The 12478-nt window shown below is 61.1% G+C and carries 13 protein-coding genes; 7 read left to right on the forward strand and 6 right to left on the reverse strand.

The genetic code is table 11. The annotated features are described in order from the left end of the window. Nucleotides 1-19: 19 nt before the first annotated feature. The 7 genes from E4Z66_RS04450 (at nucleotide 20) to tpiA (ending at nucleotide 5279) form a co-directional block, all read left to right on the forward strand. Nucleotides 20-1801 carry a DUF1217 domain-containing protein gene (locus E4Z66_RS04450; protein ID WP_136461730.1) on the forward strand — a complete coding sequence of 594 codons (1782 nt, stop codon included), beginning with the start codon at nucleotides 20-22 and terminating at the stop codon, nucleotides 1799-1801. Nucleotides 1802-1894: 93 nt separating this feature from the next. Next, nucleotides 1895-2257: an SUF system Fe-S cluster assembly protein gene (locus E4Z66_RS04455; RefSeq protein WP_136461732.1), complete on the forward strand. Its 363-nt coding sequence runs from the start codon at nucleotides 1895-1897 to the stop codon at nucleotides 2255-2257. 61 nt (nucleotides 2258-2318) lie between these two features. Then, complete coding sequence (locus tag E4Z66_RS04460) at nucleotides 2319-2927, forward strand: MarR family transcriptional regulator (RefSeq protein ID WP_136461734.1); 609 nt, start codon at nucleotides 2319-2321, stop codon at nucleotides 2925-2927. Between the two features lie 40 nt (nucleotides 2928-2967). Beyond that, the gene (locus tag E4Z66_RS04465; protein WP_168797719.1) at nucleotides 2968-3711 is read left to right on the forward strand and encodes a DUF3307 domain-containing protein; all 744 of its coding nucleotides are present in this window, start codon (nucleotides 2968-2970) and stop codon (nucleotides 3709-3711) included. A gap of 29 nt (nucleotides 3712-3740) precedes the next feature. Next, entirely contained in the window at nucleotides 3741-4130 is a 390-nt protein-coding gene (locus E4Z66_RS04470; RefSeq protein ID WP_136461737.1) for a HesB/IscA family protein, read from the forward strand. Continuing rightward, nucleotides 4130-4453: a TfoX/Sxy family protein gene (locus tag E4Z66_RS04475; protein WP_136461738.1), complete on the forward strand. Its 324-nt coding sequence runs from the start codon at nucleotides 4130-4132 to the stop codon at nucleotides 4451-4453. Before E4Z66_RS04470 ends, E4Z66_RS04475 begins: the two co-directional genes overlap by 1 nt. A 76-nt stretch (nucleotides 4454-4529) precedes the next feature. Then, the gene (tpiA, locus tag E4Z66_RS04480; RefSeq protein WP_136461739.1) at nucleotides 4530-5279 is read left to right on the forward strand and encodes a triose-phosphate isomerase; all 750 of its coding nucleotides are present in this window, start codon (nucleotides 4530-4532) and stop codon (nucleotides 5277-5279) included. A 120-nt stretch (nucleotides 5280-5399) separates the two neighbouring features. Here the strand turns inward: tpiA and E4Z66_RS04485 are convergent, their stop codons facing one another. The 6 genes from E4Z66_RS04485 to E4Z66_RS04510 all read right to left on the reverse strand — a co-directional run bounded on the left by E4Z66_RS04485 (nucleotide 5400) and on the right by E4Z66_RS04510 (nucleotide 12361). Next, on the reverse strand, nucleotides 5400-6779 hold the full coding sequence (locus E4Z66_RS04485) for a TRAP transporter large permease (protein ID WP_136461740.1): 1380 nt from the start codon (nucleotides 6777-6779) through the stop codon (nucleotides 5400-5402). Between the two features lie 4 nt (nucleotides 6780-6783). Further along, nucleotides 6784-7476 carry a TRAP transporter small permease gene (locus E4Z66_RS04490; RefSeq protein ID WP_136461741.1) on the reverse strand — a complete coding sequence of 231 codons (693 nt, stop codon included), beginning with the start codon at nucleotides 7474-7476 and terminating at the stop codon, nucleotides 6784-6786. 129 nt (nucleotides 7477-7605) lie between these two features. Beyond that, nucleotides 7606-8610 (reverse strand): DctP family TRAP transporter solute-binding subunit, encoded by a 1005-nt coding sequence (locus tag E4Z66_RS04495; RefSeq protein ID WP_136461742.1) that lies wholly within the window; start codon nucleotides 8608-8610, stop codon nucleotides 7606-7608. A 247-nt stretch (nucleotides 8611-8857) separates the two neighbouring features. Further along, a complete protein-coding gene (locus E4Z66_RS04500) occupies nucleotides 8858-10090 on the reverse strand; it encodes a sigma-54-dependent transcriptional regulator (RefSeq protein WP_136461743.1) in 1233 nt (410 codons plus the stop codon). After that, nucleotides 10087-11826: a sensor histidine kinase gene (locus E4Z66_RS04505; RefSeq protein WP_136461744.1), complete on the reverse strand. Its 1740-nt coding sequence runs from the start codon at nucleotides 11824-11826 to the stop codon at nucleotides 10087-10089. Before E4Z66_RS04505 ends, E4Z66_RS04500 begins: the two co-directional genes overlap by 4 nt. A 70-nt stretch (nucleotides 11827-11896) precedes the next feature. Beyond that, nucleotides 11897-12361 carry an Lrp/AsnC family transcriptional regulator gene (locus E4Z66_RS04510; protein WP_136461745.1) on the reverse strand — a complete coding sequence of 155 codons (465 nt, stop codon included), beginning with the start codon at nucleotides 12359-12361 and terminating at the stop codon, nucleotides 11897-11899. Between the last annotated feature and the right edge of the window lie 117 nt (nucleotides 12362-12478).

Genomic DNA, 12478 nt, shown 5'->3' on the forward strand with positions numbered 1-12478 from the left:
ACAGTGTCACAGGTCCAAAATGACGTTCTATCCCATCGTTCTCGGGTCCGGTCTGGCCGGTTACAATTTCCTGACGGAAACGCGGGAAACGCAGCAGGCCAATTTCGACAAAAACACGATTTTTGATCGTGATGTGCAGGCGTTCAAGGACCAGATCGGCAGTATCAGCACCGCCGAAGAGCTTGTGAACAACCGCCAGCTTTTGCAGGTGGCGCTTGGCGCGTTCGGGTTGGAAGACGATATCGACAACAAGGCGTTCATCCAGAAAGTGCTGGAATCGGACCCGGCGGACAGCACCTCTTTCGCAAATCGGCTGGGCGACAAGACCTATCTGTCCATAGCGGAAACCTTTGGCTTTAACAGCTCCACCGGCCCGCAATTGCCCGATGATGGATCGACACTGCAACTTGACGGCATCGAAAGCGTCGATGATCTGCTCTCTCCGCTGAACCGGTCCGTCCTGCGCGGCGCGCTCGAACAGTTCGGCCTGAAGGGGAATGAGAACAACACCTTCTTTCTGCGGCAAGTGCTGGAATCCGACCTCACGGATGAAAGCAGCTTCGTCAACCGCCTGACCCAACCGGCTTGGGCAGATTTCGCTGCGGCGATCGGCTTTGATAATACCGTTGAAGGCAACACACCGATGGAACGGTTCATCAACACCTTCGATGGCAAGTTCGATGACACCCTGACAGCGGAAGACCTGGTAAACGATCCCCGGATGCTCAGCGCCGCGACAGAGATTTTCGGCATCACCCAGACCGATCCCGATTACCTGCAAAAGATCCTCGAATCCGATCCCACGGATGAAAACTCGCTGGTCAACATCGTGGGCGACGAACGCCTGTCGATGCTGTCGCAAGCCTTTCGCTTTGGCTGGCCGGATATTGACGATCTGTCCAGTGCGGACGACCTGATCAATAACGAAATGCTGCTGGAGGATGCGCTGGCCACCTTCGATGTCGGCAATCCCGGTGACGACCTGCTGCGGGATATCCTCAACTCCGACCTGTCGGATCCCGCGTCCGTCGCCAATCAACCCTCCAACGCGCCATGGCTCGAAATGGCGGAAGCGTTTCAAAATGGCTGGCCCGACACTCCCAGCCCGGCGCAAACCTTTGTGGAACTGATGCTCTCCGAAGACCGGCTCGAGAACCTTGATAACAGCTTCGATGTCGTCTTCGACCTTGATGTCTATGACGCCACCATGCGCCTTTATGGGCAAGAGGCCGATGTGGGCGAGCTGACACAGGTAAAAACCATGCTTGATGCGGATTTAAGCGCGAGCGTGTCTGCCCTGACCTTTTCCTTCAATACCCCCCTCAAGGAAATGGCCAAAGCCTTTGCCTTCACCTCTGGGGATACGGGACAAAACTATCCCGAAGGGTTCGCCGACGCGATCACGCGCAACTATCTCGACCGGCAATTCGAATCCAGCGTTGGGGATACCAACACCAATCTGCGCCTTGCCCTGTCCCTGGAACGCGAATTGACCACCGTCGCCACAGGTTCGTCCACCGGGGACGCCCAGATTTACAGCGTGCTCGCCTCCTCTCCGCTGCGCACGGTGTTTGAAACCGCGTTCCAACTGCCTTCCGCATTTTCCAGCATCGACATCGACCAACAGCATTCGGTTCTGAAAGCGCGGATGGAATCGCAGTTCGGTGTCAGTGAGGTGTCGGAATTCCTTGAGCCTGAAAACCTCGAAGCCTTGCGCAACCGGTTTCTGACACTCGGCGCGCTGTCCGAAAACACGACCACGACGACCAGCCCGGCCCTGATGCTGCTGACCGGCCAGTAATCGACATGGGAACCGTCACGAAGACGCGCCACCTCTGGACGGCGATGATCCCTTTTCCTATATGACTAGTCAGGAAATCGATGCGAGGATCCGATGAACGATCAAACCGGACAGATGGAGGGCGCACCGCTGATCGCCCCCTCCTCCACGGACCACCCGCTCTACGACCAGATCGCAGATGCGTGCCGATCGGTGTATGATCCCGAGATTCCGGTCAATATCTTCGAATTGGGCCTGATCTACACGATCGACATCAACGAAGAGAACGAAGTGCGGATCATCATGTCGCTGACAGCGCCAGGTTGCCCCGTCGCCGGTGAGATGCCCGGCTGGGTCGCAGATGCGGTCGAACCGATCCCCGGCGTGAAACAGGTCGACGTGGAACTCACATGGGAGCCGCCCTGGGGCATGGAAATGATGTCCGATGAGGCGCGGCTTGAACTGGGCTTCATGTAAGCCCCACCCCAGTCAGGCAAAATAACTTTCTTTTCATCGAAGCAAGTGATATGACTTGCTCATGAATTTTGCCGTACTGACAGGGGATATCGTCGATTCCAGCGCGCTGACTGCCGCGGATCTGGATGCGAGCCTCGATGCGCTTTATAGCGCGTGCATGGAAATCTCGCGTTGGCAGCCCGATCTGACTGCTGGGTTTGCCCGGCGTGGGGGCGATGCGTGGCAAATGGCAATCTCCGCCCCAGCACTCTCCCTTCGCGCGGTGCTTTTTGCGCAAGCCGGCCTGCGCCGCCGCGACAAAAACCTGTACACACGGATCGCGGTCGCGATCGGCGATGGCACGCTGCCCCAAGATGGCGACACGAACAGCGCCCATGGGCCAGCCTTTACCGAATCCGGCCGGTTGCTGGAGCATCTGCCCAAACATGTGCTGATGTCCCACGCTTCGGGTGGCGCACCGGCAGCGACACTGCATCTTGCCGATCATATCGCGCGCGGCTGGACCCAAGCGCAGGCCAGCGCGATGTACGAAATTCTACCGCCCGGATCAGGCCCCCGCAGCAAAGCGGCAGAGGCGCTGGGCATCACCCGGCAAGCGGTCAATCAGGCACTCTGGTCCGCAGGCTACACCGCATTGGATGCCGCACTCGCCGCGTGGGAGGCCGAATAATGCAAGCAGAACGACTTGCTCTGCCAAAAGGAAAGCTCAAATGCTTGCCCTGATGGACGCGATTTCCCCCGCGATGCTGCACAGCTTCACCGCGCTTCTGCTCGCCCATGTCTTGGCGGATTTCGTTTTTCAGACCAACTGGATGGCGACGCGCAAAGCCGACCCGCCGGTCTTGCTGTTGCATGTCCTGATCGTTTTCATCCTCAGCAACCTCGCGCTGGGCGGTGTCTGGCAGGTCGCAGGCGCAATCACCCTTGCCCATTTCGCGATTGATGCCACCAAGGTCTGGGTGGTGCCCCAACGCCACCGCAACACATTCACGGCCTTTCTGATCGACCAAGTGGCACATCTGCTCAGCCTGATCGTCGCCGTGATCTGGTGGCCGGATGCAATTGCGACAGGCCTCTGGTCCAACATTGCGGCCCTCGCCTTTGCCCCGGCCCTGATCGCTTCTGGCGCAATCCTGACCATCCGCGCTGGCGGGTTCGCAGTCGGCCTCCTGACGGCCCGGTTTTCCGAGCATCTGACCGAAGAAAGCCTGCCGGATGCGGGCCGCCTGATCGGCCAACTCGAACGCGCGCTCATCTTCCTGCTGATCTGGGCTGGCCACCCCGCCGGCGTCGGCTTTCTGGTCGCCGCCAAATCCATCCTGCGTTTCGACGCCGCAAAGGACAGCAAAGCTGGCGAATATGTCATCATCGGCACGCTCGCCTCTTACGGCTGGGCCTTGGCAATGTCCTACGCGACATTTGCCCTCCTTGAGATTGGCGGCCCGTCCCCCTAGATTGGGACCAAGGGCGAATGAGGTACACCATGTTCAGTATTCCCGGCAAACAAGCCGTCACCATGACCGACCGCGCTGCGGCGCAAATCTCGCGGCTGATGGCAAAGGAAGGTCATAAGGGGCTGCGGATCGGCGTCAAGAAAGGCGGCTGCGCAGGCATGGAATACACCATGGAATATGTCGATGAGGTCGGCGAACACGAGGAAATCGTGGAACAGGATGGCGCCCGCGTGATCATCGCCCCGATGGCGCAGATGTTCCTTTTCGGCACGCAGATCGACTACGAAACCTCGCTGCTTGAAAGCGGTTTCCGGTTCAACAATCCCAACGTGTCCGAAGCCTGCGGCTGCGGCGAATCCATCAAGTTCGACAATATGGATGACCTGTCCGCGGCAATGGACGCCACCAGCAAAGGCTGATGGCAGTCTCTGACGCGCAAATCGCCCATATGCGCGATCTCTTTGATGCCGTCGGTCCGATCACGACCCGCAAGATGTTTGGCGGGCTGGGCATTTATCTCGACGGCAGGATCTTTGCGCTGCTCATGTCCGACGGCACGCTGCGCTTGAAAGGCGCGGGCGAAATGGCCGCGACCCTCGACGCCGCCGGGTGGGAACGCTGGACCTACACCCGCGACAGCGGCGTCAGCGCGGCCATGCCCTATTGGACGATCCCGGACGAGGTGCAGGACGATCCGGACGAACTGGGCGAATGGGCGCGCCGCGCGCTCAGCCACTTGTAGCGAAACAGCCTGCGCCGTTGCCGAGTTTCGGGCAAAGTGTTAGCACCGCAAGGATGTTTTCATAACGAGGTTCCTTATGCGCCGCAAACTCGCCGCCGGTAATTGGAAGATGAACGGCCTTGCCGCCAGCCTGAAAGAGCTTGCCGCCTTGGCACAGGCGATCACCGCCGATGACCAGACAGGTATTCTCATCTGCCCGCCCGCACCCCTACTGTACCGCGCAAGCGAAGCCGCCAAAGGCACCGGCATCTCGATCGGCGCGCAAGACTGCCACGGCGATGCGGATGGCGCTTATACTGGCGACATTTCCGCCGCAATGATCGCCGACACTGGGGCAACCCATGTGATCGTCGGCCATTCGGAACGGCGCGAAGCGCATCACGAAGACGACGCCGAAGTGCGCGGCAAAGCCCGCGCTGCCCATGCCTGCGACCTGACTGCGATCATCTGCATCGGCGAGACAGAGGCAGAGCGCGAAGCCGGCAACACGCTCGACATCCTTGCCGGACAATTGGCCGGGTCCTGCCCCGACAACGCCACCGCCGCCAATACCGTCATCGCCTATGAGCCGATCTGGGCCATCGGCACCGGCCGCGTTCCGACATTGGAACAGATCGTCGAAGTCCACGATCACCTGCGCGCCAAACTCATCGCGCGCTTCGGCGACGAAGGCCACGCCATGCGCCTACTTTACGGTGGCTCGGTCAAACCCGACAACGCCGCCACGATTTTCAAGGCTGACAATGTCGACGGCGCACTGGTCGGCGGCGCGTCCCTGAAGGCGACAGATTTCGCCCCGATCATCACGGCCCTGCAAGCCTCCTGATCTTCGCCTGTTCTGAAATACTTTCGGGGGGAATCGCTTTGAAAAAGCGATGGGGGGCAGACAGCCCCCCTGATAAAGACATGCGCCCCCGGTCAGGGGGCGCTCCGCCAGGTTTCACGGTCAATTCGTGATGATCTCCGGCCCCATCATCATATTGGGCAACCAAGTGGAGATCGCCGGGATATAAGTCACCATGATCAGGAAGATGAACAGCACTGCCGTGAAGGGCAGCGCGGCTTTCACGACCCGCATCATCGGCATCCCCGCCACGCCAGACGTCACGAACAGGTTCAACCCCACGGGCGGCGTAATCATCCCGATCTCCATGTTGACCACCATGATGATGCCCAGGTGAATGGGATCGATCCCCAGCTCGATCGCAATCGGGAACACCAAGGGTGCCACGATCACAAGCAGGCCTGACGGCTCCATGAACTGCCCGCCGATCAACAAGATCACATTGACCATGACAAGGAACATGATCGGCCCCAGACCCGCCTCCAGCATAGAGGACGCAATCTGCTGAGGAATCTGTTCTTCGGTCAGAACGTGCTTCAGGATCAGCGCGTTGGCGATGATGAACAGCAGCGTCACCGTCAGCTTGCCCGCCTCAAAGAACGTGTCGCGCGTATCCTTGTGGAACCAGACGGTCAGCAACGCATAGGGTTTGCGCCACAGCTCGGTATTGCGCGTCTCCTCACCCGGCGTGTGCAGCGGCCCCATATCGCGATAGACAAAGGTCGCGATCAGGAACGCGTAGACCGCCGCCACCGCCGCCGCTTCGGTCGGGGTGAAGATACCGCCATAGATACCACCCAAGATGATCACGATCAGCAACAGCCCCCAGATCGCATCAAGCCCGGAGGCAGCAACCTCGCCCCAACCTTTCCACTCACCCTTCGGCAAGTCGCGGATCACGGCAATGATATAGATCGTCACCATCAGCATGGTGCCCGCCATCAGGCCCGGAATGACCCCCGCAAGGAACATCCGTCCCACGGAAACATCCACGGCAGAGGCATAGACCACCATCACGATGGAGGGTGGGATCAGGATGCCAAGCGTGCCCGCATTGGCGATGACCCCCGCAGCGAAATCCTTGGTATATCCGACCTGCCGCATACCCGCGATCACGATTGTCCCGATGGCGACCACCGTCGCCGGGGATGACCCCGATAGCGCGGCAAACAGCATACAGGCAAAGACACCTGCAATCGCCAGACCGCCCGGCAGGTGCCCGACGCAGGCGATGGAGAACCGGATGATCCGCTTCGCCACGCCGCCTGTGCTCATGAATGTCGAGGCAAGGATAAAGAACGGGATGGCCAGCAATGTGTAATGCCCTGCCATCGCCTGAAACAACGAGTTCGCGACCGAGGCCAACGAGGCATCCGAATAGACCAACAGGAACATGATCGACGAAAACCCAAGGGACACCGCGATCGGCACCCCGATCAGCATCAGCCCGATCACCATCGAAAAAAGAAGAACGACATCCATTAACTCAGTCCCCCGCGTTCACGTGACGGACGCTTTCCACGTCGTCTTCGGCTTCATGGCTGACGATCAGGCTTGTCGCCTTGCCCTGCCAGATCCGCACCGTCGCCTGGATAAACCGGAACAGCAGCAGCGCCATGCCCACCGGCAGGATCAGATAGGGAATGAAGCGCGGAATTTTCTCGTATTCATCGCCGTCATTCATGATCGGTTCGATCCAGCGCAGCCATTCGGGCATCGGAATGTCGATCACCTCGTACCACCCGCGATAGGAGGTACGGCGCATTTCCTCGAAGCCCAGCGGGAACCACCGCCCTTCGGTCTGCGGCAGGTTGGCGAAATTCGCCCAGTAATCCCACGCACCTTTAAGCAAGAGAAACGCGAAAACCACGCAGATCAGCCCGGAGATCAAGCCCAAAGCCCGCCGCCCGCCGGGGCCAAACAGGTTCACGATGGCGTCGACGCCAAGATGCGATGTGGTCTTCACCGCATAGCTCGCCCCGAACAGCACCAGCCAGGCGAACAGGAATGACACCATCTCAAGTCCCCAGATAATGCCGGTGTCAAAGCCATAGCGCAGGATCACATTGATGAAGGTGATCACCGTCATCGCTCCAAGGATCACGGCGATGGCCGTTTCCTCAAATTCATTCACCAACCGAGACAGGCCGGTCAGTTCCTTGTTTGTCTGGACCGACATGGCCCCACCTCCTCGATCAGAAATCCCGGATACGCGCAGCCTGCTGAAGCCGCCGCAGCGCGTATGAAAAAGCCCCGCCCATCAGGGCGAGGCTCGCAGCGCCAGCCGGGTCGCTGGCGCAAGCTGATCTTAGTTCACCGCCGCATTGATGGCTTGCGCCGCGTCGATGTTCTCTTGGCCAACGTCGTCCTTGAACTGTTCCCAGACCGGCTTCATGACGGTGACCCACTCTTCGCGCTGCTCAGCCGTCAGCGTGCGCACGGTGCCGCCCGCGTCGATGATCGCCTGCTTGTTCTGCGCGTTCACAGCCGTGGATTCCGCGTTCCGTGCCACGGTCACTTCGCTGATGATGGTCGCCAGCTGGTCGCGCACATCCGCGTCCAGACCCTCCCACCAGTCCACATTCGTCACCAGCAGATAGTCGATGATGCCGTGGTTGGTTTCCGTGATACCGTCCTGAACTTCAAAGAATTTCTTGCCGTAGATGTTGGACCAGGTGTTTTCCTGACCATCCACGACGCCGGTCTGCAGCGCGCCGTAGACTTCGGAGAACGCCATCGGCTGGGGCGAGCCGCCGATTGCCGCCATCTGCGCCTTGAGCACGTCAGACGACTGCACGCGGAACTTCAGACCTTGCGCATCCGACGGGGACACCAGCGGCTTGTTGGCCGACATCTGCTTCATGCCATTGTGCCAGAACGCGAGGCCCAGCAAGCCGCGCTTGGTCATGGATTCAAGCATCGCTTGCCCGGTATCCGACGTCTGGAACGCGTCGACAGCGTCGATATCGCGGAACATGAAGGGCAGATCGAAAATGCGGAACTGCTTGGTAAACTGCTCGAACTTCGACAGGGACGGCGCAGCCAGTTGCACATCGCCCTGAAGCATCGCTTCGAGGACCTGGTTGTCATTATACAGTGTCGAGTTCGGGAAAACCTCCATACAGGCTTTGCCGTTCATCTCGTCATTTACACGCTGTTCCAACAGCGACGCGGCAATCCCCTTGGGGTGCTTGTCCGTGTTGGTCACGTGGCTGAATTTGATGACGATTTCACCATCGTCGCAAGCTGCGGAAACTGCGGACGCGCTGACGCTCAGCGCCAGTGCTGCCACGGCGGCTTTAACGAATTTCATCGGGTATCCTCCTCCGATATGATGTAGAGCGAAACGCTCGGAGCGGCGCAGGGCCGCACTGGGCGTAAGTAGCGCGAATCTGCGGCGTTCAGGCAATCCGCGATTCGCTGACTTGGCGGAAACCGCCCTATTTCATTGTTCTTCAAATACTTACACGATTCGCGCGCCATCCGCGCTTCAGCGCGATAACGCGGCCGTGCGAAAATTCGCACACGCCCCTGCAGCATTGTGCGAAAATCCGCACAACTTACTCGCTTCGAAACGTCTCTGCCCGAATCCCGTGACGCGCCAGCTTGTCATAGAAGGTCTTGCGCGGCAGTTTCAGCGCCTCCGCCGCCGCCGCCGCGCGGCCGCCGACACGTTGCAGCGTATGTTCCAGAATGGTCCGCTCCACCTGCGCCATTTGCTCCGCCAACCCCAGGCCAGAGGGCGCGGGGCGCTCATCGCGCAGCCCCAGAACAAAGCGCATCGCCTCGGACATCAGCGCCCGCGCATTGCCGGGCCAGTCACGCCCCATCAGGTCCGAAACAAGGGCGGGCGTGACTTCGGGCGGCTCCAACCCGGCCTGCTCCGCCGCCAGTTCGACGTAGTGACGGAACAGCACCGGAATATCCTCGCGCCGTTCCGACAGGGACGGGATGCGCAGGCTCACGCCTGACAGGCGGTAATAAAGATCGCCATGCAGACGCCCCTCTTCGACCGCCGCCTCCAGGTCTGTTGTCGCGCCCAGATAAAGCCGCGGGCGCGGCGCATCGTCGAGGGCTTCGGCCAGCAACAGCTGTGTCTCCATCGGCAGGCGCACGGCTTCGTCCAGAAACAGGCTTCCGCCCTGCGCCACGTCCAAGGCTTGCTGGCACGCCTCCGGCCCCAAATCATGTGCGGCCCGCTTCACGAATGGCGCTTTGGAGCGGTTGCCGCTCAGGTGGACGACCTCCGCCACCTTGGAAATCCCGGAACCTGACGGCCCAAGGATCAGCGCATCGCTGCCCGCCTCGGCAATGCGGCGCACCCGGTCACGCAGCGCCTCAGCCGCGCCTGACTGCCCGAACAGCATCCGCGCCGCCGGGTCGCCCTGTTCCAGCTTGGTCCGAAGGCGCCGGTTTTCCTGCACCAGCGCGCGAGTCCGCAGCGCCCGTTCCAACACATCGATCAAATCCTTGGACGCACAAGGCTTTTCCAGAAAATCAAACGCCCCCTGCCCCATCGCTTTTACCGCCATGGGAATATCCCCCTCGCCGGTCAGCAGCACGATCGGCAGGTCGGGGTCACAGGCCCGCGCATAAGACAGCAGATGGAACCCATCACGCCCCGGCATACGAATATCGCTCAGCACGACCCCGTCGAATTCCTTGCTGATATGGTCCTTGGCCGCGACGAAACTGCTCGCCATGATCGGGTCCAGATCGTGAAGCTCCAGCGTCTGCGCCAAGGCTTCGCGCAATTCCCTGTCATCATCGACCACAAGAACCTGTCGCATCATGCCGCCCGCTCCTCTTCGCTCCAGCGTTCCAATTCAACGGTGAAGATCGCGCCGCCCGCAGCGGCATTGATCCCGCGGATCTCGCCCCCAAGGCTTTGCACGATCCCGTAGGAAATCGACAGCCCCAGCCCCATCCCGCCCTCTTCGCGGTCCGATTTCGTCGAATAGAAAGGTTCGAACATCTTGGCGGGCATGTCGATGCCCGGGCCGCTATCGGCCACGTCCACACGCAGCCGCTCGCCTTCGCGCACGGTGATCCGCAGGGCGCGGGTATCGCTGTCCTGCATCGCGTCGACGGCGTTGGTGATCAGATTGACAAAGACCTGGCACAGCCGCACCTCCCCACCCCGGACCCAGACCGGCCCTTTGGGCGGGCTATAGTCCAGCGTCACGCCCCCGTCGCGCCGCCGCGTCGCCGTGAGTTCCATGGCAGAAGCCAGCACCTTCACCAGATCGACCCGCGACACCGGCGCGCTTTCCTGCCGCGCAAAGGCCCGCAAGTTGCGGATGATCCGCCCGATCCGGCGTGTGAGGTCCGAAATCCGCCGCAGATTGTCCGCCGCGCGGTCAGGTTTGTCCCGCTCCAGAAAGGCCGCGCCGTTCTCTGCGTAGGATTGGATCGCCATCAGCGGCTGGTTCAACTCATGGCTGATCCCGGCCGACATCTGCCCCAGCGCACTCAACTTGCCCGCCTCGACCAGATCCTCCTGCGCGCGGCGCAGCGCGGCTTCGGCGGCTTCGCGTTCCGCCACCTCCCGGCGCAGGGCGGTATTGGCATCGGAAAGCGCGCTGGTGCGTTCGGCCACCCGCGCTTCGAGCTTCGTATTGGCAAGCGCCAACGCCCGGCGGCGTTCGGTGGCCAGAAACAGCATCGCCCCAAAGGCAAGACACAACGCCGCGACCGCTGCCGCCTGCAAGGATGCGATCCGCCGTGCCGGGGCGGTGTCGATCAGCGCCTCTGCCGTCATTCCGATCACTGGCAGTTCCCGCGTGATATGCAGCGCGCGCCGTGGGAAATAGGGCTCCCATTCCATTTGCCAGATTTCCCGGCCGCCCACGATCCGCGCCTCGAAACGGCGCGCGGCGGCGCTGTCTTCCGACGCATCGCGCCGCCACCAGATCAATTCCGACCGGTTGGAGATGAACACCTCGCCCGCGCTGTCGGTGAAGAACACCGCCGGGTTGGTGCCTGTCCAATCCCATTCGATTTCCGCCACATCCGCCGCGACCACGACGGCCCCGCCGACGCTGCGATCTTCGGCGAAATGGGGCGCGGCGAAATAGACCGCGCGCGGCGCAACCAGCAGGTTCGCCCCATGCCCCATGCCCAGCGCCCCATTCATTGCCCGGCCAAGAAATGGCTGATCCGGCACCAGCCCGCCCGTCTCGCTACGCGCGGCGGCCAGAACGCGCCGGGTGCGGTCCACGAACAGAATCTCTAGTGCAGAAGTCTTGTCGGCGACCTCTTGGAACAGCGTGTTCGCCTCGGCCAGATGCGTTCCGGTATTTGCGGCCGCCACCGCCGGATGATCGGACATCAGCACGGCCAGTTCCCGGTAGCGTTGCAATTGCCCGACCACGCGATCCGACGACAGGGCAAGGTCCGCCTCCCCCTTGCGCACCAGCGCGCCGATCCCCTGCACATAGCCCAGCCGCCACACGCCGCCCGCCACCGCAGCCACGGCGCACAGGAACAGCGCGATCAGCAGGGCGCGGGATGTCCAGCCACGTTTCATGCGCAGAGTTTACCCCGCGCCGCGCGCGCTTGACCAGTGCCGCCCCCTGCGGCCACCCGCGCTGGCACCGTCATTCCAGCGGCAAGGCGGTGGTGGCTTTGATCTCTTCCATCGACAGCAGCGCCGTCACGTTATGCACCCGCACTTCCGAGATCAGCGCCTGATAGAACGCATCATAGGCCCGCGCGTTCTTCACCCGCACCTTCAGGATATAGTCGATATCGCCAGCCAGCCGATGCGCCTCTTGCACTTCCGGGCGATCACGCAGGGCTTGCAGGAAGGTTTTCTGCCAATCCGCCTCATGTTCGGAAGTGCGGATCAAAACGAAGAAACAGGCTTCGAATCCAAGCGCTTCGGCATCCAGCACCACGGTCTGCTGACCAATCACACCGGCATCGCGCAGCTTGCGAATCCGGTTCCAGACCGGCGTCTTGGAAGAGCCCACCGCTTTGGCGATATCCTCCAACGACTGCCCCGCATCGCGCTGCAGCTCTGCAAGAATTTTCCGGTCGGTGGCGTCTATGCGGACAGACATTCCGATTTCTCCTTGTTCCGTGGTCCTTCGACCAATTCGCCGCGATCCTTAGAACGAACGTCCTTCTTTCGCCAGCCCCATAGCAATGAAACAGGACATTTTCCTATATTGAGGTCA

It is taken from the genome of Aliishimia ponticola, assembly GCF_004803475.1.
Taxonomy (GTDB): domain Bacteria; phylum Pseudomonadota; class Alphaproteobacteria; order Rhodobacterales; family Rhodobacteraceae; genus Aliishimia; species Aliishimia ponticola.

What these genes read in the sequence shown, in the direction of transcription:
- E4Z66_RS04450 (WP_136461730.1), top strand. Translation starts at nt 20, where the DNA reads ATGACGTTCTATCCCATCGTTCTCGGGTCCGGTCTGGCCGGTTACAAT.
- E4Z66_RS04455 (WP_136461732.1), top strand. Translation starts at nt 1,895, where the DNA reads ATGAACGATCAAACCGGACAGATGGAGGGCGCACCGCTGATCGCCCCC.
- E4Z66_RS04460 (WP_136461734.1), top strand. Translation starts at nt 2,319, where the DNA reads ATGAATTTTGCCGTACTGACAGGGGATATCGTCGATTCCAGCGCGCTG.
- E4Z66_RS04465 (WP_168797719.1), top strand. Translation starts at nt 2,968, where the DNA reads ATGCTTGCCCTGATGGACGCGATTTCCCCCGCGATGCTGCACAGCTTC.
- E4Z66_RS04470 (WP_136461737.1), top strand. Translation starts at nt 3,741, where the DNA reads ATGTTCAGTATTCCCGGCAAACAAGCCGTCACCATGACCGACCGCGCT.
- E4Z66_RS04475 (WP_136461738.1), top strand. Translation starts at nt 4,130, where the DNA reads ATGGCAGTCTCTGACGCGCAAATCGCCCATATGCGCGATCTCTTTGAT.
- tpiA (WP_136461739.1), top strand. Translation starts at nt 4,530, where the DNA reads ATGCGCCGCAAACTCGCCGCCGGTAATTGGAAGATGAACGGCCTTGCC.
- E4Z66_RS04485 (WP_136461740.1), bottom strand. Translation starts at nt 6,779, where the DNA reads ATGGATGTCGTTCTTCTTTTTTCGATGGTGATCGGGCTGATGCTGATC.
- E4Z66_RS04490 (WP_136461741.1), bottom strand. Translation starts at nt 7,476, where the DNA reads ATGTCGGTCCAGACAAACAAGGAACTGACCGGCCTGTCTCGGTTGGTG.
- E4Z66_RS04495 (WP_136461742.1), bottom strand. Translation starts at nt 8,610, where the DNA reads ATGAAATTCGTTAAAGCCGCCGTGGCAGCACTGGCGCTGAGCGTCAGC.
- E4Z66_RS04500 (WP_136461743.1), bottom strand. Translation starts at nt 10,090, where the DNA reads ATGATGCGACAGGTTCTTGTGGTCGATGATGACAGGGAATTGCGCGAA.
- E4Z66_RS04505 (WP_136461744.1), bottom strand. Translation starts at nt 11,826, where the DNA reads ATGAAACGTGGCTGGACATCCCGCGCCCTGCTGATCGCGCTGTTCCTG.
- E4Z66_RS04510 (WP_136461745.1), bottom strand. Translation starts at nt 12,361, where the DNA reads ATGTCTGTCCGCATAGACGCCACCGACCGGAAAATTCTTGCAGAGCTG.